The following is a 26994-nucleotide window of genomic DNA, read 5'->3' as shown; positions in this document are numbered from 1 at the left end:
ATATTTTCAAAGCATAACGGTGGAGTTAGTGATGCTGAAGCGTTTCTTTATTACAGGTACAGACACTTCTGTTGGGAAGACCGTGGTTTCCCGCGCATTACTACAAGCGTTAGCGTCAGGGGGTAAAAGCGTTGCGGGCTATAAACCCGTGGCCAAAGGAAGCAAAGAGACACCTGAAGGTCTGCGCAACAAAGATGCGCTGGTGCTGCAAAGCGTGTCCACTATCGAACTGCCCTACGAGGCGGTCAACCCGATTGCGTTGAGTGAGGATGAAAGCAGCGTAGCGCATAGTGGTCCGGTCAATTACACCCTGTTATCCAACGGCCTTGCAAGCCTCAGCGAAAAAGTGGATCACGTTGTCGTGGAAGGCACAGGAGGCTGGCGGAGCCTGATGAACGATCTGCGTCCGTTATCTGAATGGGTGGTGCAGGAACAACTGCCGGTACTGATGGTGGTGGGTATCCAGGAAGGCTGTATTAATCATGCCATCCTCACCGCACAGGCGATTGCCAGCGACGGATTGCCTTTGATTGGCTGGGTCGCGAACCGAATCAATCCGGGGCTAGCACATTATGCGGAAATCATTGATGTGCTGGGCAAAAAATTACCCGCACCGCTGATCGGTGAACTGCCTTATCTGCCTCGTGCAGAGCAGCGCGAGCTGTCTCAGTACATCCGTCTGTCAATGCTCGGCAGCGTGTTGTCGGTAGATAGAGTCCTGGCGTAACGTTCGCGACAGCACAGACGCCACCACACAGGCAATCAGCAATCCGGGGAGCAGACGATACTCCCCGGTCATTTCACAAACCATCAGTGTCGACATTATTGGCGCATGCGTGGTCGCTGCCAGCAGCGTGGCCATCCCCGTTAATCCCAGCAGAATGGCAATCTCATCCGGACCCGGAAGCCATAATCCCCACACTCGTCCCAGCAGCATACCCACCGAAAGACCGACAAACAGCGTTGGCGTAAACACACCGCCAGGCGCACCGGAACCACTGCTGGCAAGCACCGCCAGTAATTTGCAGATGAAGATCCCGCTCACCACGGCCAGCAGCGGTGGGGAGAGTAAATATGACTGCACCACGCTGTAGCCGTTACCCCAGACCGCAGGCGTGAGCAATGACAGCAGGCCAACGATCAGCCCGCCGAGCGCCAGTTGCCACGGGGGCGAGAGTTTTAAGCGCAAAAAACCATTATGGCTGGCGGTCATCAACCACATGAATAGCGGTCCGCAAACGCCGGCAGCCAGACCGGTACTGATGATCATGACGTATTCCAGCGCATGCAGTTCCCGTGTGAAGTGCACGGCATACAGCAGCGCATTGCTGGCGCTCAGCATATTGGTGGTGAGCAAGGCGACGACGGCGGATACCACCACCGGTCCCAGTGACGCGAGGATCAAGGTGCCAAACAACACTTCAGCAATAAATAGACTGCCCGCCAGTGGGGCATGATACGCTCCGGCCATACCCGCAGCGGCTCCGCAGGCAATCCATAACTTCCATTCCGTGCGCGGGGTGAAGCGTTGAGCAAAGCTGGAGGCTGCCAGCGCTGCCAGTAAAATCATGGCACCTTCGCGCCCGATGGCACTCCCGCTGGAGACGACCAGTAACGAGGCCAGCGATTTCACCAGGCTTGCACTGACGTCAAATTGTCCATTAGTTTGCAAGGCTTCCATGTAATCAGTGGGAGCCTGCGGGCGTAACCGGTTGAACATTTGCCATCCCCAAAGCAGCAAACCCGCCGCCAGCCCTCCTAACGCAGGTGTCAGCATGCGTCTTACAGGGGAAAGGTTTGTTGCCGCGTTGACCAGACTCCCTGTGTCATTGCTCAGGAACAACCATTCAAGAAGGAGCATGGCGTGGCGAAATCCTGCGACGGCCAACGCAGCAAGGATACCAATCAGCGCAGCAATCAGCAGGCGGCGGAACATGGCGCGCAGGTCAGGATAAGCATGTAAATGATGCATGAGTGGCCAGACAGGAAATTTCAGACGCTTTATTTTGCGGCTATTTGGCAACAGAAGCAAAAGCTCAGCGTGCGCAACAGGATGCTACACAGGCAGGACACATCCTGCCTGTGATGAAACTAACGGAAAAGTGGCTTATCGGCTATCGGGATCAGTAACTGCGACTGCCATTGCGCCAGCGTCAGACGGGCCAGCTCCCCCAGCGCCTGGTAAAACGGGTGATCAGCTTTTTCGATAAACACATCAAGGAAGCGGGATGACCACGGGAACAGATGCCAGGCCAGCAGCTGTTCGCACTCGGTGTGGCGTTCATTTTCAGCAAGCCAGGCCGTCAGCAACAGCAGTGCACCAAAGTGATCTTCTGGCTCATTTTGCTGCATGGCAAACTGGATGCCGTTGTCCCGCATCCACTGACGGAGTGCCAGCGTAGAGTCGCCAAACAACACGTTTTCACGATCCAGCCAGACGGATCCCCAGGGCGGAGAGGGTAGCGCATATGGACCGACAAACAGGCGTTGCCAGGCCTGCGGGAGAGGCTCATCGACCTCGGCTTGTAGCCGTGCTGCCAGCGGGAAAAGCATTGCCTGATCGAGCGGCCACTGCGCCTGCCAGCCATCGGCTCTTAACGCACTGACTAATGCAGAGGTTTCCGCGCTATCTGGCGCATAGTAAAACAGTGCGCCGAGTACGCGCGCCGCGGTAGAAAAGTTGTCACCTTGCGAAAAATGGGTCATGCAAACAATCCTGAACAGTGCGGGTTGCCCCGCACCCGAAAGTTAACCTGCAACAGCCATTCCGACTGTCATATGTAAACCGTAAAACAATCCGCGGCCAATGATTTCACCGGCGAGGACTAACACTAAGCCCAGCGCCAGGCCGCCGACGGATGGTGCTTTACGACAGATCAGCGGGCATATCCAGCAGCCCAGACCGGCGGCCAGCAGAATGATGCGCCAGACCTGCAAGCTTCCGTAGTCGGGAACCAGCGCGCTGGCGGATTGTACCGAACTGTGGATCCCGCCGAGTGACAGTCCCTGCAGAACAATAACCGCCACGATCACCAGTAGGGCCAAAACGCTCACGTAGGCGAATCTGGCGGTGCCAGAGGAAACACCCGCAGCACGCAGTAGCAGGGCGGCAAACAGCGGTCCGCTCAGCAACATCGTCATAAAAAATGCCACCGTAGTGTAGCCGTTATACCAGGTCGGGACAGTGTCTATCTGGTAGACGCTGGTCATCGCCAGCACAAATACCAGACCCAGCAGCATGCCCACCAGCAGCCAGATTTTACCTAACGCTGCGGGCATTTTACCGAGAAACGCCACCAGCCACCACAGGCCACCGACGGCGAAAAACAGTGAACCACTGGCGATTTCGTTACTCAGCGCAGATGCGCCAACTCTGTTCAGCGAGTTAAAGGCGCGCAGTGGCGAACCCAGGTGCATTACCGAGGCGAGAAAGGCGATGCCCATTATCAGCCACAGAAAAAACATACTGCGCACGATACGTTGTTTTGCCACCTCGTCTTTAGCGGTCAGCCAGCCATAGCCACTCACTATCAGCGCTCCGGCCACGCACTGGCCCAGCACCGTAAACAGGACCAGCGGCCATTCATGCCATCCATTGCCCATGTTACACCTCCTGCGGATTCGCCAGATAACCCGTGGTATCCCCGGTCGGGCGGCTATTGGCGTTGGGTTTGATCACAATGTTCGGTTTGGTGAAGTGCGCACCTGGCAGCGGAGCGACCGCCGCCAGTTCACCGTGCTTTTTGCGCAGCTCATCAATTGGACCAAAGTCCAGCGCGCGCAGCGGACAGGACTCGACGCAGATGGGCTTTTTGCCGTCGGCCACGCGGTCATGACAGCCATCGCACTTGGTCATATGACCTTTGGCGGCATTGTACTGCGGTGCGCCGTAAGGGCAGGCCATGTGGCAGTAGCGACAGCCTATGCATACGTCTTCATCCACCACCACAAAACCATCTTCACGCTTATGCATAGCGCCGCTGGGGCAAACCTTGGTGCAGGCCGGATCTTCGCAGTGGTTACAGGCAATGGAGAGGTAATAGGCGAAGACATTCTGTTGCCAGACGCCGTTATCTTCCAGCCAGTCGCCTCCAGCGTATTCGTAAATACGCCGGAAACTGACGTCGGGAGTGAGATCCTTGTAATCTTTGCAGGCCAGCTCGCAGGTTTTACACCCCGTGCAACGGCTGGAATCAATAAAAAATCCATACTGAGTTGTCATGGGTTAGTCCTTATGCCTTCTCGATCTCGACCAGGTTAGTATGCTGTGGGTTGCCTTTTGCCAGCGGCGACGGGCGCTGAGTTGTCAGCGTATTGACGCAGGCGCCATGGTCAATCTTATCGCCAGCCATATCGGCATCGTGCCATGCATCCTGGCCCATTGCGCTTACTCCGGGCAAAATTCGTGGCGTTACTTTTGCTGGGATACGCAGTTCACCGCGATCGTTAAAGACTCGCACCATATCGCCATTTGCAATCCCCCGTTTTTGGGCATCGATGGGATTTATCCATACTTCCTGACGACAGGACGCCTGGAGAACATCTATATTGCCGTAGCTGGAGTGGGTGCGGGATTTGTAGTGGAAACCAAACATCTGCAGCGGGAATGAACTGCGTTTCGGGTCATCCCAGCCTTCAAATGTGGATGCATAAACGGGAAGCGGACTGATTACTTCGTCCTTTTGCAGTTCCCATGTACTGGCAATTTTCGCCAGTCGGCTGGAGTATATTTCAATCTTGCCAGACGGCGTTTTGAGCGGGTTGGTCTGTGGATCCTCGCGGAATTTTCTATAGGCGACAAAGTGTCCGTTAGGATCTTTGCGTTTATAGATCCCCATTTTTTTCAGCTCGTCATAAGTCGGGAGCGCGGGGTCTTTAGCCAGCATTTTTGCATACAAATACTGAAGCCACTGCTCCTGGGTACGGCCTTCAGTAAACCGTTGATAGACATCATCGCCAAGACGTTTTGCGACTTCACTCATTATCCAGTAGATCGGTTTGCGCTCGAACTTAGGCGACGTCGCGGGTTGAATAAAAATGAGGTAACCCATGTTGCCTGCATAATCGTTAGGAATGATGTCTTCCTGTTCGACGGTCATTAAATCAGGCAGCAGAATATCGGCATATTTGGCCGAAGAGGTCATGAAGTTTTCAATGACCACAATCATTTCGCATTTCGTGTCGTCCTGAAGGATCTCATGCGTTTTATTGATATCTGAGTGCTGATTGGTGATGGTGTTGCCCGCGTAGTTCCAGATAAATTTAATCGGCACGTCGAGCTTATCTTTCCCACGTACGCCATCGCGGGTAGCGGTCATTTCCGGGCCCCGGACGATTGCGTCGGTCCAGCTAAAGCAGGATATCTGGGTCTTAATGGGATTTTCTGGCAGCGGCATACGCTCAATCGTGATGGTGTAGGTTGATTCTCGTGCACCGCTATTGCCGCCGTTGATGCCAACGTTGCCGGTCAGGATCGGCAACATCGCGATTGCGCGTGAGGTCAGCTCGCCGTTAGCCTGGCGTTGCGGACCCCAGCCCTGACAAATATATGCGGGTTTTGTACTGCCGATTTCCCGAGCCAGTTTGATAATGCGCTCGGCTGGGATCCCGGTAACATGTGAGGCCCACTGGGGAGTTTTAGCGATACCGTCATCACCGTTGCCCAAAATATAGGCTTTGTAGTGCCCATTAGCGGGTGCGTCGGCGGGCAGGGTTTTCTCGTCGTAACCGATGCAGTATGTATCCAGAAACGTCTGGTCAACGAGATCTTCGTGAATCAGGACCCAGGCGATTCCGGCTACTAATGCGGCATCGGTCCCCGGACGAATAGGGATCCATTCATCTTCACGACCCGCTGCGGTATCGGTATAACGCGGGTCGATGACGATCATCCGGGCATTAGAGCGCTCCCTGGCCTGTTCCAGGAAGTAAGTTATTCCACCTCCGCTCATACGCGTTTCGGCGGGATTATTGCCGAACATCACCACCAGCTTCGTGTTTTCGATATCGGAGGTGCTGTTGCCTTCGTTTGAACCATATGTATAAGGCATTGCCGCCGCGATTTGTGCGGTACTGTAGGTGCCGTAATGACTCAGGAATCCGCCATAGCAGTTCATCAGGCGAGCGACCAGCGAGGCATAAGGGGAGGAGCGAGTAATGTTGCCGCCTACAATGCCAGAGGTGTAGTTGATATACACGGCCTCGTTACCGTATTTGTGCACGGTATTTTTCAAACTGGCACTGATGGTATCCAGTGCTTCCTGCCAGGTTATACGCTCAAATTTACCTTCACCGCGTTTGCCCACGCGCTTCATGGGGTAATTCAGGCGATCCGGATGATTGATCCGTCGACGGATTGAGCGGCCACGCAAACAGGCGCGAACCTGGTGTTGACCATAAATATCGTTCCCGGTCGTATCGGACTCCACCCATACGACTTCATTATCTTTGACGTGGAGTTGCAGGGCACAACGGCTGCCGCAGTTTACGGAACAAGCGCCCCAAACCACTTTTTCTTCAACGGGTTGTATCGCCTGCTGTACCGCTGCGGCGGCAGTGCGCATTCCGAAAGGTAACGACAGCCCACCCGCGGCAAGCGCCAGCGAACCGATTGCCGAGGATTTCACTAACGTCCTGCGGCTAATGCCTCCATATTGCTCAGTTTTTGACATTACTCACCCCATTATAGTTATCGCTATATATTAATTTCTATAACGAAATTAATAGCATGCTAATAATGGTTTGAGTTTACCCACTTATGGGTATGTCATCTTAATGCATATCAAACTGGAGTGACCCTCCGCGCACGGAGGGCGTGATTTATTGCGGTTCGGCGACGTGCCCGTCCTGGGCAGGGGTGCTATTGGCAGGGGCGTTGCCACTGTTGGTTCGGGTATAGAGAATTTTGTGCGTATCGTTTGCACAATGTCCCACGACCAGTGAATCAGGCTGATCGGCCTGATCGTTGGGAACAATGTTCAGCGTAAAGCTGGATTCAGCAACGCCATTATTAATGATCCGCTGTTCGATATCGCTTTTCACGCGTTCACATGACGCCGGTGCCGCCAAAACCTGCGGGGACGCGACGGCCAGTAAGAGCGCGGCAATTCCTGTTATGTATTTCATCATCAGCTCCTTTATGATCGACCTGGACTAAGATTAGCATTTCTGGTGTAAATAACTGTATTTGCTAATATGATTGAGAATTATCTTCTTATCCCGGTGAAAAATGTGAAGAAAAAGATCTTATTAGGTTTCCTGTGCGTCGTGCTGGCCGGGTGTGATAACGCCAAAGGCCTGGATTCCTTTACGCCGGAAATGGCCAGTTTTTCCAATGAATTTGATTTCGATCCGCTGCGCGGGCCGGTTAAAGATTTCAGCCAGACGCTGCTTAATGACAAAGGTGAAGTCACCAAGCGCGTTGTCGGTACGCTCTCACAGGAAGGGTGCTTCGATACGCTTGAATTGCATGATATTGAAAGCAATACCGGCATGGCGCTGGTCCTGGATGCTAACTATTACCGGGACGCCAAAACGCTGGAAAAACGGATCCGCTTACAGGGTAAATGTCAGTTAGCAGAACTGCCTGCGGCGGGCGTGGTATGGGATACCGACGATAACGGTTTTGTCGTTTCCGCCACGGGAAAAGAGATGAAGGTGCAATATCGCTATGATGCGGAAGGTTACCCGCTGGGTAAAACCACCGTCAATAAGGACAATACCTTGCAGGTTGATGCCAAACCGTCGGTTGACCCGTTGAAGAAGCTGGATTACACCGCGGTAAGCCTGCTCAATAACCATCCGTTAGGTAATGTAAAACAAACGTGCAAGTATGATGACTATGCTAATCCGGTCAACTGCCAGCTTATTATCGTTGACGAGAGCGTGAAGCCGGCAGTTGAACACCATTACTCGATTGAAAACACCATCGATTACTATTAGTCAGTCTTTATTGAGCGGTAGGTTGCAGCAGGTTGGGACCTGACGTTTTATGTTCTGCCAGATACTGCTGCTGGAAGATACACATGCGGATAGTGTTGCGGTATTGACCGTTGATAAAGAATTCATGAATCAGCTCGCCTTCGACCATAAACCCGAGTTTACGGTAGATGTGGATGGCTTTTTCGTTCTCTTTATCAACGATCAGATACAGCTTATATAAGTTAAGTACGGTAAAGCCGTAATCCATCGCCAGCTTAGCAGCCCGGGAAGCCAAGCCTTTGCCCTGATACTCCGGCGAAATAATGATCTGGAATTCTGCCCGGCGGTGCACATGGTTAATTTCAACCAGCTCCACCAGTCCGGCTTTTTCACCGTCGCATTCCACAACAAAGCGACGTTCACTTTGGTCGTGGATATGCTTGTCATACAGATCTGACAGCTCAACAAATGCTTCGTAAGGTTCTTCAAACCAGTAACGCATTACGCTGGCGTTGTTATCAAGCTGATGGACAAATCGTAAATCTTCACGCTCCAGCGGGCGCAGCTTAACACTGAGGGCGCTAGTCATATCGTATCCTTTCAATATCTTTCAAAGTGCAATCATTATGGGGCAACGGTGCGGCCAGTGCGGCGGTCGAGGCAGCGCAAGGTGTTGGGCTCCCAGTACGCATTAATATTAGCGCTCTGTTCGCATTTATCACGGCTATCGAAAGCTGCGTCGGTTTTGTCCCACTCTTTCTCTGCACGCTTGTTGACCTTCTGGCGTAACTGACGCGTATCGTTCCATTGTTCCTTTTCCATTGCTGCCTGTTGACGACTTTGCGCACTGTCCCCGGATTCAATGATCAATTTACTGGTTTCAGCAAATGCGGAAGAGGTGTACACAGCCGCAGCCAGCGTCAGCATAGCCGTCAGGCACAGGCGTTTGGTCAGTGTAATATTCATGGTGAATTCCTTTTATGGGAAAGGGAAAAAACAATAAAACAGGGCTAAATTCTACACTATTCTGGCTTGCGGGCATACCCACTCTGCGGTGATGGATACGCTAACGACATTCTGTCGTATCATGGTTAAACCGAAGGTAACTGAATAACATCAATGCTTAAGACCACATTCCTTTTTTTCATCACCGCGTTATGCGAAATCATTGGCTGCTTTTTACCCTGGCTCTGGCTTAAGCGAGGGGCTACGGCCTGGCTGCTGATACCCGCCGGGATGTCACTGGCCTTATTCGTCTGGTTACTGACGCTGCATCCGGCAGCAAGTGGGCGTGTGTACGCGGCCTATGGTGGAGTTTACGTGGTGACTGCGTTGCTTTGGCTACGCATTGTTGACGGCGTAAAACTTAGCCTGTACGACTGGTCAGGTGCGCTGGTGGCCCTGTGCGGCATGCTGATTATTGTGGTTGGATGGGGGCGCGCATAGCGCCTTTTTTGTGATCAATCAGCGCTTTTTTGATCTTCATACTTGTATGGTAGTAGCTCAGTTGGGTAAATTTCCTGCATCACAAGAACAAATGCAAGGAATAAGAGATGAAGATTGTTGGGGCTGAAGTGTTTGTCACCTGTCCGGGGCGTAATTTTGTCACGTTGAAAATTACGACAGACGATGGGATCACTGGGCTGGGAGATGCCACGTTAAACGGACGCGAGTTATCCGTAGCGTCCTATCTGAAAGATCATGTTTGTCCGCAGCTGATTGGTCGCGATGCGCACCGAATTGAGGATATCTGGCAGTTTTTCTACAAAGGCGCGTACTGGCGTCGTGGTCCGGTCACCATGTCGGCGATTTCCGCGGTGGATATGGCATTGTGGGACATCAAAGCGAAAGCGGCGAATATGCCGTTGTACCAGCTGCTCGGCGGTGCATCTCGTGAAGGCGTTATGGTTTACTGTCACACCACAGGCCATACCGTTGATGACGTACTCGAAGATTATGCGCGTCATAAAGAGATGGGCTTTAAAGCAATTCGCGTGCAGTGCGGCGTGCCGGGTATGAAAACCACTTACGGTATGTCTAAAGGCAAAGGACTGGCCTACGAACCCGCCACCAAAGGGCAGTGGCCAGAAGAGCAGTTATGGTCAACGGAGAAGTACCTCGATTTCACACCAACACTGTTTGAAGCCGTGCGCGACAAGTTTGGTTTCAACGAACATCTTTTGCACGATATGCACCACCGTCTGACGCCAATTGAAGCGGCCCGTTTCGGCAAAAGCATCGAGCAATACCGTCTGTTCTGGATGGAAGACCCAACCCCGGCTGAAAACCAGGAATGCTTCCGCCTGATCCGCCAGCATACGGTCACGCCGATTGCGGTAGGGGAAGTTTTCAACAGCATCTGGGACTGCAAACAGCTTATCGAAGAGCAATTGATCGACTATATCCGCACCACCATCACCCATGCGGGCGGTATCACTGGCATGCGTCGAATTGCCGATTTCGCGTCGCTGTATCAGGTACGTACCGGTTCGCATGGACCTTCCGATCTGTCTCCAGTATGCATGGCCGCCGCGTTGCACTTTGATCTGTGGGTGCCGAACTTCGGCGTACAGGAATATATGGGGTATTCCGAGCAAATGTTGGAAGTGTTCCCGCACAACTGGACCTTTGATAACGGCTATATGCATCCTGGAGACAAACCAGGTCTTGGGATCGAGTTTGATGAAAAGCTGGCGGCGAAATATCCGTATGACCCTGCATATCTGCCTGTTGCTCGTCTGGAAGATGGCACGTTGTGGAACTGGTAAATATAAATTTTACGTACGAAAGATGTTGATTAACTCAATACCCTACAGAAGGTAAAACTTATGGTTAATTCAGTCGATATTAAAAATAACGTAGATAATAAACCCATTATTCGCAGAGTGGCTTCAGCCTCCGCAATTGGTACTGCTGCCGAATACTATGACTTCTTTGCATATGGGACAGCAGCCGTACTCTTTTTTGGTCATTTATTTTTCCCAAGTGACGATCCGTTAATTAGTACGCTGGCTGCTTTTGCAACCTATGCCGTTGGTTTCCTGGCTAGACCATTAGGAGGAATTGTCTTTGGGCATATTGGCGATAAGGTCGGGCGCAAAAAAGCACTGGTTATTACTATATTAATCGTTGGCTTAGGGACATTCTGTATTGGGTTGTTACCTACATATGAAAAAATAGGTGTATGGGCTCCAGCTTTACTTATATTTATTCGTGTATTACAGGGCTTTGGTGTTGGAGGAGAACAAGCCGGTGCAGTATTGATGACTGCTGAATATTCTGAGCCCAAACATCGTGGATTTTTTTCGAGTTGGGTTCAAATCGGTGCCCCAGTTGGTTTTCTTCTGCCGTTAGCACTCTTTGCGTTGTTAAATGCCACACTTTCTCCAGAGGTAATGATGGATTACGGGTGGCGTATACCGTTCCTGTTAAGTCTGTTGCTGGTTATTGTTGGGTTATTTATCCGCTTAAAAATTGATGAATCACCAGTCTTTGCTCAGATTAGGGAGACAAAAGCAGAAGAATCACGTCCATTAGTTGAAGTTATCCGTGATTTTCCGGGAATTGTCGTTAAGGGAGTATGTGCGAAGCTGATTGAGGCCTGCACATTTGCAATGTTTACAGTGATTGTCCTTGCATACGGTAAGGCAAACAATCTCGATGCAAATATCTTGATGGAGACAATGATTGTTGCGGTGATTATAGAAATAATTGCAATACCGATGATGGGCTCGCTATGCGACAAAATTGGGCGTAAACCAGTTTATATTATCGGCGCATTGCTCCAGGTTGTTATGATTATTCCTTTCTTCCTTGCAATCAATCAGGATAGCTTTTGGCTTACGCAAATAGTAATGATCCTGGTACTGAGCGTTGGGCATAGTATGTGTTATGCACCTCAGGCATCTTATTTCCCAGAGCTTTTCCCGACTCATATTCGTTGTAGCGGAATAGCATTAATTTGGCAGTTGGGATCGCTAATTGGTAGTGGGATTCTTGGTTTAGTAGCAGTAAAAATTCTGCAAGTAACTGGTGGACATTATTATGGACTCGCAACCTATGTGATTGTACTTGGCGTCATCTCAGTTATTGGTTTGCTGATGATGCCGGAAACTGCACCGCAAAGGCTTAAACGTGAATACCAGCAGTGGCAGAAACATTAATATCCTTTGGCGGCAATATGCCGCCAAATTTACCTTTTATGGTACACAGCTTTAAGTGATGTCATACCAATCATTAAAAGCTTAATGCAAATCAAAACATACAACCATACAGGCGTTACTCTGAATCAATCCTGATTTCATTGATAAGTAGGTCATACCATGCAAAACAAGCTCTTAACGGCAAAGGCTGCACTTCCCGACTACGATCGTACAAAACTGGTCCCGCGTATTGTTCATCTGGGGTTTGGCGCATTTCACCGCGCACATCAGGGGGTTTACGCTGACATTCTCGCTGCGGATCACGGCAGTGACTGGGGCTATTGCGAAGTGAACCTGATTGGCGGCGAGCAGCAGATTGCCGATCTGAAACAGCAAGATAACCTGTATACCGTTGCAGAAATGTCTGCGGATGCTTGGACTGCAAGAGTCGTGGGCGTGGTGAAAAATGCGCTGCATGCGCAGGTTGATGGTCTGGAAAGCGTACTGGCTGCGATGAGTGAACCGCAGGTTGCGATTGTTTCCCTGACCATTACCGAGAAAGGGTATTGCCATTCTCCGGCGACCGGTCAATTGATGTTAGACAACCCGATGATTGCCGCCGATCTACAAAACCCAAAACAGCCAAAAACTGCGCCAGGCGTTGTGGTTGAGGCGCTTGCACGACGCAAAGCTGCGGGGTTACCCGCTTTTACCGTGATGTCCTGCGACAACATGCCGGAAAACGGTCATGTAATGCGCAATGTTGTCACCGCGTATGCCCGGGCGGTGGATGCGGAACTGGCTGCGTGGATCGAACAACATGTCACATTCCCGTCGACAATGGTTGACCGCATTGTCCCTGCAGTTACCCAGGATACGCTGGACAAAATTGAACACATTACCGGCGTACGCGACCCGGCAGGCGTGGCATGTGAACCGTTCCGTCAGTGGGTTATAGAAGATAACTTTGTCGCTGGCCGCCCTGAATGGGAGAAGGCGGGAGCGGAGCTGGTTGCTGATGTCATTCCGTTTGAAGAGATGAAACTGCGTATGCTCAACGGCAGCCACTCTTTCCTTGCTTATCTGGGGTATCTGGCGGGATATCAGCACATTAACGATTGCATGGGCGATGAAAATTATCGCCTCGCCGCGCGTGCGCTGATGTTGCAGGAACAAGCGCCCACGTTAAAAGTGAAAGGTGTGGATCTTCCGCACTATGCCGATCTGTTAATTGAGCGCTACAGCAACCCGGCACTGCGTCATCGCACCTGGCAGATCGCGATGGACGGCAGTCAAAAACTGCCGCAGCGTATGCTGGACTCCATTCGCTGGCACATTGCGCACGGTAGCCACTTTGAACTGCTGGCGCTGGGCGTGGCTGGCTGGATGCGTTACGTCGGCGGTGTCGATGATCAGGGTCAGGCGATTGAAATCAGCGATCCGCTGTTACCGGTGATCCAGAAAACGGTGCATAGCAGTAACGAGGGCGAAGATCGTGTCCAGGCGCTGCTGGCGATCGATGCTATTTTTGGTCGTGAACTGCCGCAGGTAGAATTGTTCAAGAACCAGGTCACACAAGCCTATCTTGCTTTACTGGCTGAAGGGGCGAAAGCAACCGTTGCGAAGTATGCTGCAAAACTGAAGTAACGAGAACATCATTTAAGTCGCCATCTGGCTATAAACAGGCCAGATGGCGCATTGTTTTTTGGCATTCACACCAATTAGTTCATGCCCAAACGAATCAGTTCGAGGGGGGCATATTTACCTTCACACCCTTCGATTTCCACTGTTTTCCCGCGGCGAATTTGCTCAGCGGTCAGGCCATCGGTATCTATCGCTGTAATGCGGCCTGTAAGTCCGGTGTCGCTAATCATGACGCGGCTGCCAGTGGTGATTGCGTTACGGTTACGATCGTATGTTTTCATGGTGTTTTCTCCTTTCCAACTTACCGTCAAAGCCCGTGGGCTCTAGTCCCACGTAACGGGCGCAATATAAATACGCTTCTCGTTAATGATTTTTTTTGTTTTCGATCAAAATCACAGCTTTTTTTATGCAGATGTGCGGGAGAGGGGGAAGGCAGGAGAAACTCACCTCGGTGTGAGGTGAGCGTAATATTAATCTTCGCTGAACCAGTCGCTATTTTCCTGACGGATTAGCTGAACGGACTCACCAATTTCCTGGAGATGCAGCATCATTGCGCGCTCTACGGCATCGCCATCATGTTTCTCAAGTGCGGTAAAAATATCGTGATGCTGACGCAGCAGCATTTCAGGCGGAGAGATATGATCCAGGCTCATATAACGAACGCGGTCAATCGTGGCCTTAATATTCTCAACGGTGTCCCAGGCGAGTTGGCACTCGGCGATTAAAGCCAGTTTCTGATGAAATTCGTCATCTAGCTGGAAGAAATCATTGATTTGTTTTCGATCAATCGCGATGCGCTGCTGATGCAGATTTTGTTCGAGCTGATAGCACTGTTTATCAGTGATCAGTGATGCGGCGCGGCGGACCACGGCACATTCAATTGCCTGGCGAACAAAACAGCCGTTCTGCACCTGCGACAGCGAAATTTTGTTTACGTAGCTGCCACGCTGCGGGCGGATCTGAATCAGACCGTTCTCTGCCAGTTTGATGAATGCTTCTCGTACCGGCTGGCGTGACACATTAAAGCGTACGGAAACCTCTTTCTCCGACAGCGGCGTACCGGGTGCAATCAGACAGTGCACGATATCACGACGAAGAATACGGTAAATCTGTTGATTTACCGGTTGTGTAGGGTTGAGCTGCGTTTCTACGGTCATTCATTCTTACTTTTTAGAGAGTTAACCCGGAGATCTTATCACTTATTTCAGGCTATCTATACCCGGCGCAAGGCCGGGCAGAGAAATTAGCTCCGATGAATACTCAGTCCGGCAAAAGACTGTGTGACAGGCATCATTTCAAGGGTGTTAATGTTGACATGAGCGGGTAAGGACGCCACCCACCATACCGCTTCTGTAACATCTTGCGGGGTCAGCGCAGTGGTATTTTCGTAGGCTTTTTCAGCTTTAGCGTCATCGCCTTTAAAACGTACGTTAGAGAATTCCGTACCGCCAACCAGACCAGGTTCAATGTCGGTAACGCGAATCGCAGTGCCGTGTAAGTCAGTACGTAAATTCAGGCTAAACTGGCGAACAAACGCTTTGGTCGCACCGTAGACGTTCCCACCAGCGTATGGCCAACTTCCCGCGGTAGAACCGATATTGATAATATGACCGCGGTTGCGCTCAACCATGCCTGGCAGAACGGCACGGGTCATATAAACCAGGCCTTTGTTGTTGGTGTCGATCATATTTTCCCAGTCTTCAACGCTGGCCTTGTGGGCTGGCTCAAGGCCCAGCGCCAGACCCGCGTTGTTGACCAGAACATCAATATCGCGCCATTCAGCGGGTAAGGCGTTCAGCATCTCTTCAATTGATGCACGATTACGTACGTCCAGTTGCGCGGTATAGAGGCGGTCACCCAGCTCATCTTTGAGTTCCTGCAGGCGCTCCTGGCGGCGTCCGGTGGCAATAACTTTATGCCCATTCTCAATAAAACGACGCGTAATGCACTCACCAAAACCTGCGGTTGCTCCGGTTACTAAAACGATCATCTCACTGTTCCTCAACGCTTTTTATGTAGTACTACCATAGCACGTCATTTCCGTTCAGAGCTATTCCTGCTTAACGCGATTGCGGTCGATTCCCGGGAAGTCTACTCTGGTAAACAAATCGTTTTCAGGAGTGAAAGATGTCGTTAACGAATCCATTTTTACACCACAGCACATTGCCGTATCAGGCACCGCAGTTTGATCAGATCGACGTGCAGCATTATCGTCCAGCGTTTGATGAGGGCGTGCGGCAAAAACGCGCCGAGATCGACGCTATTGTGCAAAACTCACAGGTTCCTGATTTTGCTAATACGTTGCTGGCGCTTGAACAAAGCGGGGGGCTGCTCACGCGTGTGACCAGCGTTTTCTTCGCAATGACGGCGGCGCACACCAACGATGAACTACAGCGCCTTGACGAAGAGTTTTCCGCAGAGCTGGCGAACCTTGCCAATGATATTTATCTCAATGGCGCGCTTTTCGCCCGTGTCGAAGCTGTCTGGCAACGGCGTGGTACGTTAAGTCTGGATAGCGAATCAATACGTCTGCTGGAGGTCGTGTATCAGCGTTTTGTACTGGCCGGCGCCCGTCTGAACGAGACCGATAAAGCCAAACTTAAAGCGCTCAATACGGAGTCAGCCACGCTGACCAGCCAGTTTAATCAACGGTTGCTGGCAGCCAACACGTCAGGTGCTATGGTGGTGGATGATATCCGGCTTCTGGAGGGGCTGAGCACAGAAGAAATTGCCGTTGCCGCCGAAGCTGCAAGGGCGAAAGGGCTTGAAGCGCGTTGGGTTATCCCGCTATTAAACACAACTCAGCAACCGGCGCTTGCGGTTTTACGCGATCGTCAGACCCGCGAAAAACTGTTCACCCGAGCATGGACGCGGGCTGAAAATGATGATGGCAACGACACGCGAGCTATTATTCAGCGACAGGTAGCAATCCGGATGCAGCAGGCGCAACTGCTTGGTTTTGCCAATTACGCAGCCTGGAAAATTGCCGACCAGATGGCAAAAACGCCGGAAGCGGCACTGACATTTATGCGATCTATTGTTCCAGCCGCGCGGGCGCGGGCGTTGGATGAGCAGGCTGAAATCCAGAACGTTATCTTTCAAGAACACGAGTCGTTTAGCGCCGAGGCCTGGGACTGGTCGTTTTATGCCGAGCAGGTCCGTCGTGAGAAATATGACCTTGATGAGGCACAGCTCAAACCTTACTTTGCCCTTGATTCGGTGCTGAACGAGGGCGTTTTCTGGACGGCCAATCAACTCTTTGGCATCAAATTCGTTGAGCGATTCGACTTTCCGGTTTATCACCCGGATGTTCGGGTATGGGAAATATTCGATCATGATGGCGTAGGGTTAGCGCTATTTTACGGTGATTTCTTTGCCCGGGAATCAAAAAGCGGCGGAGCCTGGATGGGCAATTTTGTCGAGCAATCGCTGCTTAACGAAACCAGACCGGTTATTTACAACGTCTGTAATTATCAAAAACCTGCGCAGGATCAGCCTGCATTGCTGCTGTGGGATGATGTTATTACGCTATTTCATGAATTTGGCCATACATTGCACGGTCTGTTCGCCACTCAGCGTTATGCCACGCTTTCTGGAACCAACACTCCGCGTGATTTTGTCGAGTTTCCTTCACAGATCAACGAACACTGGGCGAGCCATCCTCAGGTCTTTGCCCGTTTTGCCCGACATGTTGATACCGGGGAGCAAATGCCGCAGGCATTGCGGGATAAAATGCAGCGAGCCAGTCTGTTTAACAAAGGTTACGACATGACCGAACTGCTCAGCGCTGCATTGCTGGATATGCGCTGGCACTCTCTGGAGTTGAGCGAGTCATCTCATCCGGTCGATCAATTTGAACAGCAGGCGCTGGCGGCGGAAGGTTTGGATCTCAAGGCCGTGCCGCCGCGTTATCGCAGCAGTTATTTTGCCCATACCTTCGGTGGCGGTTATGCCGCAGGTTATTATGCCTATCTGTGGACGCAAATGCTGGCCGATGACGGCTATCAGTGGTTCGTAGAGCAGGGCGGATTAACCCGTGAAAACGGACAGAAATTCCGCGAAGCAATTTTGTCCCGCGGAAACAGCACTGATTTAACTGAACTTTATCGCCAGTGGAGCGGGCGTGAACCGCGCATGGAACCCATGCTGGAACATCGTGGTTTGAGCGCTTAAGACAGGTCAGCCAGAAAATTGAACCGGGCGTGGTGCCCGGTTGTTAGCTGGATTTTTTCTTCAGCAAAATGAATCGTTGTTGGGTATTGATGCCTTGCATCTCATAGAGACGCTCGGGTAGGGAGGGCTGCTGGTGAAAGGTCGGCATTGTTTTCCTGTTCTTACGTTACTTGACTGGTTTGCTTTGGGAAGGAAGGTAGGTATTGCCGCAGTTGGGGCAGACTAACGTTATGTTGTTTTTTATTCTCGACAGGCTGTGCATTGACTGGCGGCAGCAGTGAGGACAGGTACTTTTCACTGGTCGTAAAGTACGCATCTTAATATCTTTGAGTATCGACATATTGATTGTCCTTGTGATGGGGTGCTTACCATACACTATGAAGCAATAAATAGCTCATTTTATAACCATTGCGATGACATGGATTACTGTACGGTTTGCAAGAATCTCATTAGCGGCCAACATGACTTATAGAAGGTAGTTACGTTTCGTTTAACGTTCATTGGGGTTGTCGATGATAGATTAGCCAACTATCCGTTATCTTCGCAGGGAATTGCCAGGTAGCGTATAAAAGCAAAACACAAATCTATCCATGCAAGCATTTACCGCTGGTTTATCCGGCGGTTTTTTTTATCTGTACATCAGGGAAAAGGTGCCGGGAGGGGGAATTCAGGTAAAAAAATGGCCCCTTGTGCAGCTACGCAGCAAGGGGCCGGGTCGGTTCAGGACTATCTCCGTTCATCAATCATCCCATCTGTGGCTAAAATACGCGGCCAGGAAACCGGAAAATAAAATAATTCCCAGAACAGCCATAAAAATATTCATATTACCCAGCATAGTAAATGCTCCTTTATTTGTGAGTTTCCTCTCTTACCTTAAGTTCACCTCGCTTATGACTATAGTAGCAATTCAATCTTAAACAAAGGCTGAACTGTGTGATTATTTCGGCGGAAAAGTAAAATTTTGACGTGATTACGTCGGGAAAAATAAATAATAGTGACAAGGCACGGTTATCTGCGAACAAATAACCATATTTTTATACCGGGGCGCGCCGTTATGACCATGTGTGACAGACACAGATTGTTGCACGTTTATAATGCAGAGTTGTCTCATTGTGGTTCAATGTTTCACGCGATTAATCCTTCTGGCGGCAAAAATTAATACTGATTTTTGTGCCTAAAATTCTAATTCATTGATTTTATATGATGTTTTAATATCTGGCATCGTTTTTGCCTTATCACTTCTGAATACCCTTAATTTGCACCGTTTTGTCTGCCCGGCTGCACCGGAGCTTTCAACAAGACTAATTTCAGGAGTGAAACTATGCAGCGTCGTACATTTTTAAAAGCTTTTGCGCTTTCCGCCTCTGTTGTCGCAATGGGAATGAGTTTTAGTGTTCAGGCGGCCGACACTATTAAGGTTGGCATCATGCATTCGTTATCCGGCACCATGGCTATTTCCGAAACGCCGCTGAAAGATGTGGCGTTGATGACTATTAATGAAATCAATGCGCAGGGTGGTGTATTGGGCAAAAAGCTGGAACCGGTGGTGGTTGACCCGGCTTCGAACTGGCCGTTATTTGCTGAAAAAGCACGTCAGTTACTGAGCCAGGACAAGGTAGCGGCGGTTTTCGGCTGCTGGACATCGGTTTCGCGTAAATCGGTTTTACCGGTATTTGAAGAATTGAACGGTCTGCTGTTTTACCCGGTGCAATATGAAGGTGAGGAGATGTCGCCTAACGTCTTCTATACCGGCGCTGCGCCTAATCAGCAGGCGATCCCGGCGGTTGAGTATCTGATGAGTGAGGACGGCGGCAGCGCTAAGCGCTTCTACCTGCTGGGTACGGACTATGTCTATCCGCGTACGACTAACAAAATTTTACGCGCCTTTTTGCATTCGAAAGGCGTGGCCGATAAAGATATCGAAGAGGTGTATACCCCATTCGGACACAGCGATTACCAGACCATTGTTGCCAGTATTAAAAAATTCGCCGCAGGGGGAAAAACGGCGGTGGTATCGACCATCAACGGGGATTCTAACGTTCCATTCTATAAAGAGTTAGCGAACCAGGGCCTGAAAGCCACGGATGTTCCAGTGGTGGCATTCTCTGTGGGTGAGGAGGAGTTGCGCGGTATCGATACTAAACCGCTGGTGGGCAACCTGGCTGCGTGGAACTACTTTGAGTCTGTAGATAATGCGGCCAACAAGAAGTTCGTCGCGGATTACCGGGCGTATGCCAAAGCGCATAAGCTGCCGAATGCTGATTCGGTGGTGACCAACGACCCTATGGAAGCCACTTATGTTGGCCTGCATATGTGGGCGCAGGCAGTAGAAAAAGCCGGAACTACCGATGTGGATAAAGTCCGGGCGGCTATGGCAGGACAATCATTCGCAGCACCATCAGGATTTACCCTGACCATGGATGCGACCAACCATCACCTGCATAAACCCGTCATGATTGGCGAGATTGAAAGCAACGGCCAGTTTAACGTGGTGTGGCAAACCGAAGCGCCGGTTCGCGCCCAGCCGTGGAGTCCGTATATCGCCGGTAATGATAAAAAATCTGAACAGCCCGTTAAAACCGCCAGCAACTGATCTTACGCCCTCCTGCGGGAGGGCAACGCTTTGGAGAATGCTCATGAAAGCCATGCGCTTTATTCGTGGTGTGTTGTTGCTGACGTGGCTTTTGCCGTGGATAGCGCAGGCCGCAGATGCCGATACCTTTACCGCCGCCAACCGGACTCAGCAGGCCGCCTTGCTAGAACAATGGTCGGTAAAACCCGATGTTCAACGCTTGCCGGTGCTCAAAGCGCTGAGTGACGAGAACCTGCTGACAGATAACGCGAAAAACGCGTTCATCATGAACGGGTCGCACGTACAACCGCTAGGAACGGCGGCAGGTCCGAACGGCGAGCTAAAAAAAATCCGCCTGACTAACCGCCTGCGTAATCTGGTTGCCGGAACCTTGGCCGTCCACCAGCTATTAAGTGACAGTGTCACTCAAAGGAGCGGGGCAGCGCGTACATTACAGCGTGAGGCCCAGCCGGGGATGTTGCCGTTTTTGCAGCAACGACTGGCCCAGGAGCCCGATGCTGACGTGAAATCTTTACTGGCTATTGCACTGGCAAACCTGCAACTGACCAGCACTTCGCCTGAGATCAGACGTCAGGCAATCGAACTGCTAGGGGCGTCGAACGATCCTGAAACCCAGACGCGCCTGCAGCCATTCACCCATGCTGAACATGAACCTGATGCCCGCGTTCGTGCTGCCGCTGACGAAAGCCTGAATGCCATCGCGCATCGCATGAAGGTTGGCGATCTTCTTGGACAGGCATTTATGGGATTGTCGCTGGGCTCCATTTTGCTGCTGGCGGCATTGGGTCTGGCGATAACCTACGGCTTACTTGGCGTCATTAATATGGCGCATGGTGAGATGTTAATGCTCGGCGCTTACGGTACCTGGATGGTGCAACAACTGATGGGCCAGTTTTTCCCGCAATGGTTGGCCTGGTATCCGGTTATTGCGCTTCCGGTCGCCTTTTTGCTTACCGCTGGGGTTGGAATGCTACTCGAGCGCGGAGTGATCCGCCATTTATACGGGCGTCCGCTCGAAACCCTGCTGGCAACGTGGGGGATCAGTCTGATGCTTATCCAGTTGGTGCGTATGTCCTTCGGCGCGCAAAACCTTGAAGTCGCTAATCCGGAATGGCTTTCCGGGGGCATTCAGGTTTATGCCAATCTGATTTTGCCGTGGAACCGAATTGTGGTGCTTGGCTTTGCCATTCTGGTGCTGTTCTTCACCTGGCTGTTGTTGAATAAAACCCGTCTGGGACTGCGCGTACGTGCGGTGACGCAAAATCGCAATATGGCGGCCTGCTGCGGCGTACCTACCGGACGTGTGGATATGCTGGCCTTTGGTCTTGGTTCAGGGATTGCCGGACTGGGGGGCGTAGCGCTCTCGCAGTTAGGCAACGTAGGACCGGAGCTGGGGCAAAGCTACATTATCGATTCGTTTCTGGTGGTGGTGCTGGGCGGCGTGGGACAACTCGCGGGGAGTGTAGCCGCTGCGTTTGGGCTTGGGATTTTCAACAAAATTCTTGAGCCTCAGGTGGGAGCGGTTCTCGGTAAGATTATGATTCTGGTGCTGATTATTTTGTTTATTCAGAAACGTCCTCAGGGGCTGTTCGCGTTGAAAGGGAGGGTTATTGACTGATGACGATGCCAATGACATTAACGCTGGCGCGTAAAGCGCCGCGCGCGACACGTATCCTGGGGCTGGGTTTACTGCTGGCGCTGATTATTCTGCCGTTTCTGGCGCTGTTACCTGCGGATCATCCGCTGGCCATATCGGTGTGGACATTGACTCTGGCCGGGAAAATTCTCTGCTATGCCATTGTGGCGGTGGCACTGGATCTGGTGTGGGGCTATGCGGGAATGCTCTCGCTGGGCCACGGTATTTTCTTTGCGCTGGGGGGATATGCGATGGGAATGTATCTGATGCGCCAGGCTTCCGGCGAAGGATTACCGGCCTTTATGTCGTTTCTGTCGTGGACCGAGCTGCCCTGGTTTTGGTGGGGAACGCAACATTTTATCTGGGCGATGTTGCTGGTTGTGCTGGTGCCGGGCCTGCTGGCGCTGGTATTTGGCTGGTTTGCCTTCCGTTCAAAAATCAAAGGGGTCTATTTCTCCATCATGACTCAGGCCCTGACTTTCGCCGGAATGTTACTGTTTTTCCGCAACGAAACCGGCTTTGGGGGAAATAACGGTTTTACCGGTTTTACCACCATTCTGGGATTTCCGGTGACCGCGACCTCAACCCGTATCGCACTGTTTCTGGCGACGGTCATGCTGCTGGTGCTGGCAATATGGCTGGGACTGGCGCTGGCCCGCAGTAAGTTTGGTCGAATTCTCACTGCCGTGCGCGACGCCGAGAACCGACTGATGTTCTGTGGTTACGATCCGAAAGGTTTCAAGCTGCTGGTGTGGACGCTTTCCGCCGTGCTGTGTGGCCTGGCGGGGGCGTTGTATGTTCCGCAGGTGGGAATCATTAACCCCAGCGAAATGTCGCCGACCAACTCGATAGAAGCGGCGATTTGGGTTGCCCTCGGCGGGCGTGGAACCCTGATTGGCCCGGTATTTGGCGCCGTACTGGTGAACGGCGCTAAAAGCCTGTTTACCGTCATTATGCCGGAATACTGGCAACTGTTTCTTGGCCTGATCTTTATTGGCGTTACGCTGTTTTTACCTCGTGGTGTGATGGGTCTGTTTCGCAAGGGAGACAAATAATGCAGCCAGATGAAGGGCTTTTTACTCGCCAAATGCCAGGCGATCGGTTTCGCAACCAAACGGACCCGGTGCTCCAGTTGGAAAAAATTAACGTTAACTTCGATGGCTTCCAGGCGTTAACGGATCTCACGCTCAATATTGGCGTTGGGGAGCTGCGTTGCATCATTGGTCCCAACGGTGCCGGAAAAACGACGCTAATGGATGTTATTACCGGCAAAACCAGGCCGCAAAGTGGTCGGGCGATATACGATCAGTCGACCGATTTAACAACGCTGGACCCCATCGCCATTGCACGTCAGGGTATTGGGCGGAAGTTTCAGAAACCCACGGTATTTGAAGCGTTAACGGTGGAGGAGAATCTGGAGCTGGCGCTGAAAAGCGATAAATCTGTCTGGGGCTCTTTACGGGCGCGCCTCACCGGCGAACAACGGGATCGTATAGATGAAATACTGGCGCTGTTGCGGCTGGGCAACGAGCGGGCCCGCCGCGCCGGGCTGCTTTCTCACGGGCAAAAACAGTTTCTCGAAATTGGCATGCTGTTAATACAGGAGCCGCATTTACTGCTGCTGGATGAACCCGCGGCGGGCATGACGGATGCGGAGACGGAATACACTGCGGAGCTGTTTCGTAAGCTTGCCGGGAAGCACTCGCTGATGGTTGTTGAGCACGATATGGGATTTGTCGAAACCATTGCCGATCGCGTCACGGTCTTACACCAGGGACGCGTTCTGGCTCAGGGAAGTCTGCGCGAAGTGCAGGCCAACGAGCAGGTTATTGAAGTTTATCTCGGGCGTTAAGGAGCACAAATGCTGCAGGTGAAAGAACTGAATCAATATTATGGTGGCAGCCATATTCTGCGAGGTGTGAACTTTGAGGCGCGTATCGGCGAGGTGACATGTCTGCTGGGGCGTAACGGCGTGGGGAAAACGACGCTTCTGAAGTGCCTGATGGGGCTTATTCCTGCCCGCAGCGGGAGTGTGTTCTGGCAGGAGAAAAATGTCACTCACTGGAAGCCGCATCAGCGGGTCAGGGCCGGGGTGGCGTATGTACCACAGGGTCGCGATATTTTCCCGCGTCTGACGGTAGAAGAGAACCTGCTGCTCGGCCTTTCCCGTTTTTCAGCACAGGAGGCCAGACGTGTGCCGGATGATATCTATGCGCTTTTTCCGGTGCTACAGGAGATGAAACATCGGCGGGGCGGAGATTTGTCCGGCGGGCAACAGCAGCAACTGGCGATTGGACGAGCGCTGGCCAGTCGCCCGCAGTTGTTGATCCTCGATGAGCCCACGGAGGGGATCCAGCCGTCAGTGATTAAAGAAATTGGGCAGGTGATTTCTCAACTGGCGCACCGGGGTGACATGGCCATTTTGCTGGTGGAGCAGTTCTATGATTTTGCGCAGCAACTGGCCGACAAATACTTACTCATGTCGCGAGGCAGCATTATTCAAAGCGGTGACGGTAAAAATATGGAATCCGAAGGCGTTCGAGGGCTGGTCGCCATTTGAGATTCGCGACAGAGCGGCTTTGGCTCTGTCGCGATCATCATTAGCAGACCGCCGTCTGGCCCCAGGGTTTGGCGCGCATACCTTTTATCATTAGCGCCCAGGCAAGAACGATCGCCACCATCAGCGCCACAAACAGCGACCACGGCGGCAATGTGGTTAAAATGACGCCGCTGACTAATGGGTTTACCGCTGCGCCCAACCAGCCTAACGACTGGGCGGAAAAATAGCTGGCTTTCATTCCTGCAGGCGCGATGTTGTCGATGAGCATGTATTCACCCGGCGCGTAAATGACTTCGCCGATAGTGAAAAAGGCCGCAGAAATGCCCCATAACACCAGGTTGTTGCCGGAGAAGGTGAAGCCAACCAGACCGACCACAAAGAACAGCGTGCCCACAGTCATTAGCGGGCGGATATTGGTGGCGGTGAGCCTGCGCCCGAGGGCATATTGCAGTGATACCACAATGGCGGCATTAACGGGCAGGACGACTGCCACCACTTTCTCGGCAAAATCGCCGTCTGCAACCACCATAACGTATTGCGAAATACAGGACGCAAAGGCACCACCAACGAATGACGCCAAAAATGCTGACAGCGTAAACCAGAATAATGCTCTGTCGCGTAGCAGTACCGAGGGGGACCAAACTGCGGCGTTCAAACCTTCTGATGCTGCTGGTGAACGTTTTACCCAGGTCTGGATAAACACCAGAGGGAGTGCTGAACATGCAGCAGCGAGCCAGAACGGCAGGTTAATGCTTTGCATCACCAGTAGCGTGCCCAGCGGTGGGCCTACAGTCCAGCCGATGTTCAGCACGGTATAGTTAAGCGAGAAAATTTTTGTTTTGTTGGTCGCCGAGAGATTATCGGCAAACCAGGCTTTCAGCACCGTGGCGAAGACGGAGTAGGCGCAGTTGATCAGGGCAAAGAGCAAAACCACTACCACTACGTTATGCACCAGTGGAATAGCAATAAAGCCAGAGGCAAAGCCGCAGATAGCCAGCAGCATATAGCGTTTTTTATCAAACTTGTCGGCCAGAATACCAAAGCCAAGGCTGAACACGACGCCAATGGTCAGTGCGACCGTCATCGCATAACCGATCAGGTCGACGCTCAGATTGTACTGTCGGCTGAGGTAGATCGTCATAAAGGGCAGCGTGGCGCCACGCCCAATCGTTAATAACAATGATGACGCGAGTAACGCGAGAGTGGACCTTCTCAGAGAGATATTCATTTTCCTGCCCGACAATGCATGTTGTTATGTTTTTTTTAGATATCAGAAACAAATAGCATGCTAAAAGTGTGATGTACACTCAATAAGTTGTCCGAAAATGCCCTGTGTGGCCTACCTGAATTAATGATCTGTTACGGCACAACGATTTCCGTTACTTTAATTTGTTTACAAAAATTTAATATTCGCAGGGGCGGTGGTATGTCGCGTAAAGACGGGTTATTAGCGTTACTGGTCGTTGTGGTTTGGGGGCTGAACTTTGTCGTCATCAAAGTGGGGCTACACAATATGCCACCCTTAATGCTGGCTGGGTTGCGTTTTTTACTGGTGGCATTTCCGGCGATTTTCTTCGTTGCCCGGCCGAAAATTCCGCTTTCACTGCTGCTCGGCTATGGGCTGACCATCAGTTTTGGACAGTTCGCGTTTCTCTTTAGCGCCATCAAATTCGGTATGCCTGCCGGGTTAGCTTCTCTGGTATTACAGGCTCAGGCGTTTTTCACCATCATTCTGGGGGCATTCGCCTTTGGTGAACGTCTGCAAGGTAAACAACGGGTAGGGATTGCGCTGGCCATATTTGGCGTGCTGGTGCTGATTGAGGCCAGTCTGAACGGACAGCATGTCGGCATGCTCGGTTTTATGTTGACGCTGGCGGCGGCACTAAGCTGGGCCAGCGGTAATATCTTTAATAAAAAAATCATGCAGCATACGTCACGCCCGGCGGTGATGTCGTTGGTGGTATGGAGTGCGTTGATTCCTGTTGTCCCATTCTTCCTCGCCTCAATACTTCTCGATGGCCCAACGCAAATTATCCAAAGTCTGTTGACGATAGATATGACCACCATTCTGTCACTGGCTTATCTGGCGTTTGTGGCAACCATTGTGGGTTATGGCATCTGGGGATCTTTACTCGGGCGTTATGAAACCTGGCGTGTCGCGCCGTTGTCGCTGTTGGTGCCGGTTGTTGGACTGGCGAGCGCGGCCGTGCTGCTGGATGAAACGCTTACCGGATTACAACTGCTCGGTGCGCTGCTGATCATGGCAGGATTGTACATTAATGTGTTTGGCTTTCGGTTGCGTAAGACTGCGCAGGCGAGAGGGTAA

At 51.6% G+C, this 26994-nt stretch carries 27 protein-coding genes; 13 read left to right on the top strand and 14 right to left on the bottom strand.

Annotated elements, in window-relative coordinates; translation table 11 throughout:
- Window positions 1–31 precede the first annotated feature (31 nt).
- Window positions 32–727: a dethiobiotin synthase gene (gene bioD, locus OGV38_RS20515; protein WP_016153046.1), complete on the top strand. Its 696-nt coding sequence runs from the start codon at window positions 32–34 to the stop codon at window positions 725–727.
- Here the strand turns inward: bioD and clcB are convergent.
- The 6 genes from clcB to OGV38_RS20485 form a co-directional block, all read right to left on the bottom strand.
- Window positions 683–1972, bottom strand: coding sequence for a voltage-gated ClC-type chloride channel ClcB (clcB, locus tag OGV38_RS20510; RefSeq protein ID WP_137367585.1), 1290 nt, complete (start codon window positions 1970–1972; stop codon window positions 683–685). The genes bioD and clcB overlap by 45 nt on opposite strands.
- A 119-nt stretch (window positions 1973–2091) precedes the next feature.
- Window positions 2092–2706, bottom strand: a complete 615-nt coding sequence (gene dmsD, locus OGV38_RS20505; RefSeq protein ID WP_269517282.1) for a Tat proofreading chaperone DmsD — start codon at window positions 2704–2706, stop codon at window positions 2092–2094.
- Window positions 2707–2748: 42 nt separating this feature from the next.
- The gene (locus OGV38_RS20500; protein ID WP_269517281.1) at window positions 2749–3603 is read right to left on the bottom strand and encodes a dimethyl sulfoxide reductase anchor subunit family protein; all 855 of its coding nucleotides are present in this window, start codon (window positions 3601–3603) and stop codon (window positions 2749–2751) included.
- Between the two features lies 1 nt (window position 3604).
- Window positions 3605–4222 (bottom strand): DMSO/selenate family reductase complex B subunit, encoded by a 618-nt coding sequence (locus OGV38_RS20495; RefSeq protein ID WP_047417533.1) that lies wholly within the window; start codon window positions 4220–4222, stop codon window positions 3605–3607.
- Between the two features lie 10 nt (window positions 4223–4232).
- A complete protein-coding gene (gene ynfE / locus OGV38_RS20490; protein ID WP_286474744.1) occupies window positions 4233–6671 on the bottom strand; it encodes a selenate/tellurate reductase subunit YnfE in 2439 nt (812 codons plus the stop codon).
- Between the two features lie 148 nt (window positions 6672–6819).
- On the bottom strand, window positions 6820–7128 hold the full coding sequence (locus OGV38_RS20485; protein ID WP_085951053.1) for a DUF1161 domain-containing protein: 309 nt from the start codon (window positions 7126–7128) through the stop codon (window positions 6820–6822).
- Window positions 7129–7230: 102 nt separating this feature from the next.
- Here OGV38_RS20485 and OGV38_RS20480 point away from each other — a divergent pair, with 102 nt between their 5' ends.
- Entirely contained in the window at window positions 7231–7941 is a 711-nt protein-coding gene (locus OGV38_RS20480) for a YnfC family lipoprotein (RefSeq protein WP_104651636.1), read from the top strand.
- 7 nt (window positions 7942–7948) lie between these two features.
- On the opposite strand, the gene speG is transcribed toward OGV38_RS20480, so the two are convergent.
- Both speG and OGV38_RS20470 read right to left on the bottom strand, forming a co-directional pair.
- Entirely contained in the window at window positions 7949–8509 is a 561-nt protein-coding gene (gene speG, locus OGV38_RS20475) for a spermidine N1-acetyltransferase (RefSeq protein ID WP_006684613.1), read from the bottom strand.
- Between the two features lie 35 nt (window positions 8510–8544).
- Entirely contained in the window at window positions 8545–8886 is a 342-nt protein-coding gene (locus tag OGV38_RS20470; protein ID WP_016153054.1) for a DUF1283 family protein, read from the bottom strand.
- 153 nt (window positions 8887–9039) lie between these two features.
- On the opposite strand from OGV38_RS20470, the gene OGV38_RS20465 reads away from it, so the two are divergent.
- The 4 genes from OGV38_RS20465 to OGV38_RS20450 all read left to right on the top strand — a co-directional run bounded on the left by OGV38_RS20465 (window position 9040) and on the right by OGV38_RS20450 (window position 13709).
- The gene (locus OGV38_RS20465) at window positions 9040–9366 is read left to right on the top strand and encodes a YnfA family protein (RefSeq protein WP_075848236.1); all 327 of its coding nucleotides are present in this window, start codon (window positions 9040–9042) and stop codon (window positions 9364–9366) included.
- 107 nt (window positions 9367–9473) lie between these two features.
- Window positions 9474–10688: a starvation-sensing protein RspA gene (rspA, locus tag OGV38_RS20460; protein WP_016153056.1), complete on the top strand. Its 1215-nt coding sequence runs from the start codon at window positions 9474–9476 to the stop codon at window positions 10686–10688.
- 60 nt (window positions 10689–10748) lie between these two features.
- Complete coding sequence (locus tag OGV38_RS20455) at window positions 10749–12083, top strand: MFS transporter (protein ID WP_286474742.1); 1335 nt, start codon at window positions 10749–10751, stop codon at window positions 12081–12083.
- A gap of 159 nt (window positions 12084–12242) precedes the next feature.
- On the top strand, window positions 12243–13709 hold the full coding sequence (locus OGV38_RS20450; protein WP_210590004.1) for a mannitol dehydrogenase family protein: 1467 nt from the start codon (window positions 12243–12245) through the stop codon (window positions 13707–13709).
- Window positions 13710–13783: 74 nt separating this feature from the next.
- Here OGV38_RS20450 and ydfZ read toward each other — a convergent pair whose 3' ends face one another.
- The 3 genes from ydfZ to ydfG form a co-directional block, all read right to left on the bottom strand.
- A complete protein-coding gene (gene ydfZ / locus OGV38_RS20445) occupies window positions 13784–13987 on the bottom strand; it encodes a putative selenium delivery protein YdfZ (protein ID WP_003032393.1) in 204 nt (67 codons plus the stop codon).
- 189 nt (window positions 13988–14176) lie between these two features.
- On the bottom strand, window positions 14177–14863 hold the full coding sequence (locus OGV38_RS20440; protein WP_016153060.1) for a GntR family transcriptional regulator: 687 nt from the start codon (window positions 14861–14863) through the stop codon (window positions 14177–14179).
- Window positions 14864–14949: 86 nt separating this feature from the next.
- Complete coding sequence (gene ydfG, locus OGV38_RS20435) at window positions 14950–15696, bottom strand: bifunctional NADP-dependent 3-hydroxy acid dehydrogenase/3-hydroxypropionate dehydrogenase YdfG (RefSeq protein WP_016153061.1); 747 nt, start codon at window positions 15694–15696, stop codon at window positions 14950–14952.
- Window positions 15697–15833: 137 nt separating this feature from the next.
- Here ydfG and dcp point away from each other — a divergent pair, with 137 nt between their 5' ends.
- Complete coding sequence (dcp, locus tag OGV38_RS20430; protein ID WP_286474737.1) at window positions 15834–17879, top strand: peptidyl-dipeptidase Dcp; 2046 nt, start codon at window positions 15834–15836, stop codon at window positions 17877–17879.
- Between the two features lie 166 nt (window positions 17880–18045).
- On the opposite strand, the gene OGV38_RS25015 is transcribed toward dcp, so the two are convergent.
- Window positions 18046–18219: a YnfU family zinc-binding protein gene (locus OGV38_RS25015; protein WP_213083734.1), complete on the bottom strand. Its 174-nt coding sequence runs from the start codon at window positions 18217–18219 to the stop codon at window positions 18046–18048.
- 399 nt (window positions 18220–18618) lie between these two features.
- Window positions 18619–18714, bottom strand: a complete 96-nt coding sequence (gene mgtS / locus OGV38_RS20425; protein WP_003032406.1) for a protein MgtS — start codon at window positions 18712–18714, stop codon at window positions 18619–18621.
- A 486-nt stretch (window positions 18715–19200) separates the two neighbouring features.
- Between mgtS and urtA the strand changes: the two genes are divergently transcribed.
- The 5 genes from urtA to urtE are packed head-to-tail and all read left to right on the top strand — an operon-like array spanning window position 19201 to window position 24668.
- The gene (gene urtA, locus OGV38_RS20420) at window positions 19201–20472 is read left to right on the top strand and encodes an urea ABC transporter substrate-binding protein (RefSeq protein WP_137367580.1); all 1272 of its coding nucleotides are present in this window, start codon (window positions 19201–19203) and stop codon (window positions 20470–20472) included.
- 43 nt (window positions 20473–20515) lie between these two features.
- The gene (urtB, locus tag OGV38_RS20415; RefSeq protein ID WP_049259793.1) at window positions 20516–22090 is read left to right on the top strand and encodes an urea ABC transporter permease subunit UrtB; all 1575 of its coding nucleotides are present in this window, start codon (window positions 20516–20518) and stop codon (window positions 22088–22090) included.
- Window positions 22090–23163 carry an urea ABC transporter permease subunit UrtC gene (urtC, locus tag OGV38_RS20410; RefSeq protein ID WP_046276388.1) on the top strand — a complete coding sequence of 358 codons (1074 nt, stop codon included), beginning with the start codon at window positions 22090–22092 and terminating at the stop codon, window positions 23161–23163. Before urtB ends, urtC begins: the two co-directional genes overlap by 1 nt.
- On the top strand, window positions 23163–23960 hold the full coding sequence (urtD, locus tag OGV38_RS20405) for an urea ABC transporter ATP-binding protein UrtD (protein WP_049040454.1): 798 nt from the start codon (window positions 23163–23165) through the stop codon (window positions 23958–23960). Before urtC ends, urtD begins: the two co-directional genes overlap by 1 nt.
- A 9-nt stretch (window positions 23961–23969) precedes the next feature.
- Window positions 23970–24668 (top strand): urea ABC transporter ATP-binding subunit UrtE, encoded by a 699-nt coding sequence (gene urtE / locus OGV38_RS20400; protein WP_016153068.1) that lies wholly within the window; start codon window positions 23970–23972, stop codon window positions 24666–24668.
- 40 nt (window positions 24669–24708) lie between these two features.
- Here urtE and ydeE read toward each other — a convergent pair whose 3' ends face one another.
- The gene (gene ydeE, locus OGV38_RS20395) at window positions 24709–25896 is read right to left on the bottom strand and encodes an efflux MFS transporter YdeE (protein ID WP_047359042.1); all 1188 of its coding nucleotides are present in this window, start codon (window positions 25894–25896) and stop codon (window positions 24709–24711) included.
- Between the two features lie 198 nt (window positions 25897–26094).
- On the opposite strand from ydeE, the gene eamA reads away from it, so the two are divergent.
- A complete protein-coding gene (gene eamA, locus OGV38_RS20390; RefSeq protein WP_286474728.1) occupies window positions 26095–26994 on the top strand; it encodes an O-acetylserine/cysteine exporter in 900 nt (299 codons plus the stop codon).

Origin of the sequence: Citrobacter sp. Cb080 (assembly GCF_030334745.1) — a bacterium.
GTDB lineage: Bacteria > Pseudomonadota > Gammaproteobacteria > Enterobacterales > Enterobacteriaceae > Citrobacter > Citrobacter braakii.
Note: the sequence above shows the minus strand (reverse complement) of the source record. Positions and strands in the feature narration are given on the sequence as shown.

Bases quoted from the DNA above. Each gene is read 5' to 3' on its own strand.
- eamA (WP_286474728.1), top strand. From the start codon at position 26,095: ATGTCGCGTAAAGACGGGTTATTAGCGTTACTGGTCGTTGTGGTTTGG.
- ynfE (WP_286474744.1), bottom strand. From the start codon at position 6,671: ATGTCAAAAACTGAGCAATATGGAGGCATTAGCCGCAGGACGTTAGTG.
- speG (WP_006684613.1), bottom strand. From the start codon at position 8,509: ATGACTAGCGCCCTCAGTGTTAAGCTGCGCCCGCTGGAGCGTGAAGAT.
- clcB (WP_137367585.1), bottom strand. From the start codon at position 1,972: ATGCATCATTTACATGCTTATCCTGACCTGCGCGCCATGTTCCGCCGC.
- mgtS (WP_003032406.1), bottom strand. From the start codon at position 18,714: ATGCTGGGTAATATGAATATTTTTATGGCTGTTCTGGGAATTATTTTA.
- OGV38_RS20440 (WP_016153060.1), bottom strand. From the start codon at position 14,863: ATGACCGTAGAAACGCAGCTCAACCCTACACAACCGGTAAATCAACAG.
- urtD (WP_049040454.1), top strand. From the start codon at position 23,163: ATGCAGCCAGATGAAGGGCTTTTTACTCGCCAAATGCCAGGCGATCGG.
- rspA (WP_016153056.1), top strand. From the start codon at position 9,474: ATGAAGATTGTTGGGGCTGAAGTGTTTGTCACCTGTCCGGGGCGTAAT.
- dcp (WP_286474737.1), top strand. From the start codon at position 15,834: ATGTCGTTAACGAATCCATTTTTACACCACAGCACATTGCCGTATCAG.
- dmsD (WP_269517282.1), bottom strand. From the start codon at position 2,706: ATGACCCATTTTTCGCAAGGTGACAACTTTTCTACCGCGGCGCGCGTA.
- urtC (WP_046276388.1), top strand. From the start codon at position 22,090: ATGACGATGCCAATGACATTAACGCTGGCGCGTAAAGCGCCGCGCGCG.
- OGV38_RS20455 (WP_286474742.1), top strand. From the start codon at position 10,749: ATGGTTAATTCAGTCGATATTAAAAATAACGTAGATAATAAACCCATT.
- OGV38_RS25015 (WP_213083734.1), bottom strand. From the start codon at position 18,219: ATGTCGATACTCAAAGATATTAAGATGCGTACTTTACGACCAGTGAAA.
- ydfZ (WP_003032393.1), bottom strand. From the start codon at position 13,987: ATGAAAACATACGATCGTAACCGTAACGCAATCACCACTGGCAGCCGC.
- OGV38_RS20500 (WP_269517281.1), bottom strand. From the start codon at position 3,603: ATGGGCAATGGATGGCATGAATGGCCGCTGGTCCTGTTTACGGTGCTG.
- OGV38_RS20485 (WP_085951053.1), bottom strand. From the start codon at position 7,128: ATGATGAAATACATAACAGGAATTGCCGCGCTCTTACTGGCCGTCGCG.
- urtB (WP_049259793.1), top strand. From the start codon at position 20,516: ATGAAAGCCATGCGCTTTATTCGTGGTGTGTTGTTGCTGACGTGGCTT.
- OGV38_RS20450 (WP_210590004.1), top strand. From the start codon at position 12,243: ATGCAAAACAAGCTCTTAACGGCAAAGGCTGCACTTCCCGACTACGAT.
- bioD (WP_016153046.1), top strand. From the start codon at position 32: ATGCTGAAGCGTTTCTTTATTACAGGTACAGACACTTCTGTTGGGAAG.
- ydeE (WP_047359042.1), bottom strand. From the start codon at position 25,896: ATGAATATCTCTCTGAGAAGGTCCACTCTCGCGTTACTCGCGTCATCA.
- OGV38_RS20465 (WP_075848236.1), top strand. From the start codon at position 9,040: ATGCTTAAGACCACATTCCTTTTTTTCATCACCGCGTTATGCGAAATC.
- urtA (WP_137367580.1), top strand. From the start codon at position 19,201: ATGCAGCGTCGTACATTTTTAAAAGCTTTTGCGCTTTCCGCCTCTGTT.
- OGV38_RS20470 (WP_016153054.1), bottom strand. From the start codon at position 8,886: ATGAATATTACACTGACCAAACGCCTGTGCCTGACGGCTATGCTGACG.
- OGV38_RS20495 (WP_047417533.1), bottom strand. From the start codon at position 4,222: ATGACAACTCAGTATGGATTTTTTATTGATTCCAGCCGTTGCACGGGG.
- ydfG (WP_016153061.1), bottom strand. From the start codon at position 15,696: ATGATCGTTTTAGTAACCGGAGCAACCGCAGGTTTTGGTGAGTGCATT.
- urtE (WP_016153068.1), top strand. From the start codon at position 23,970: ATGCTGCAGGTGAAAGAACTGAATCAATATTATGGTGGCAGCCATATT.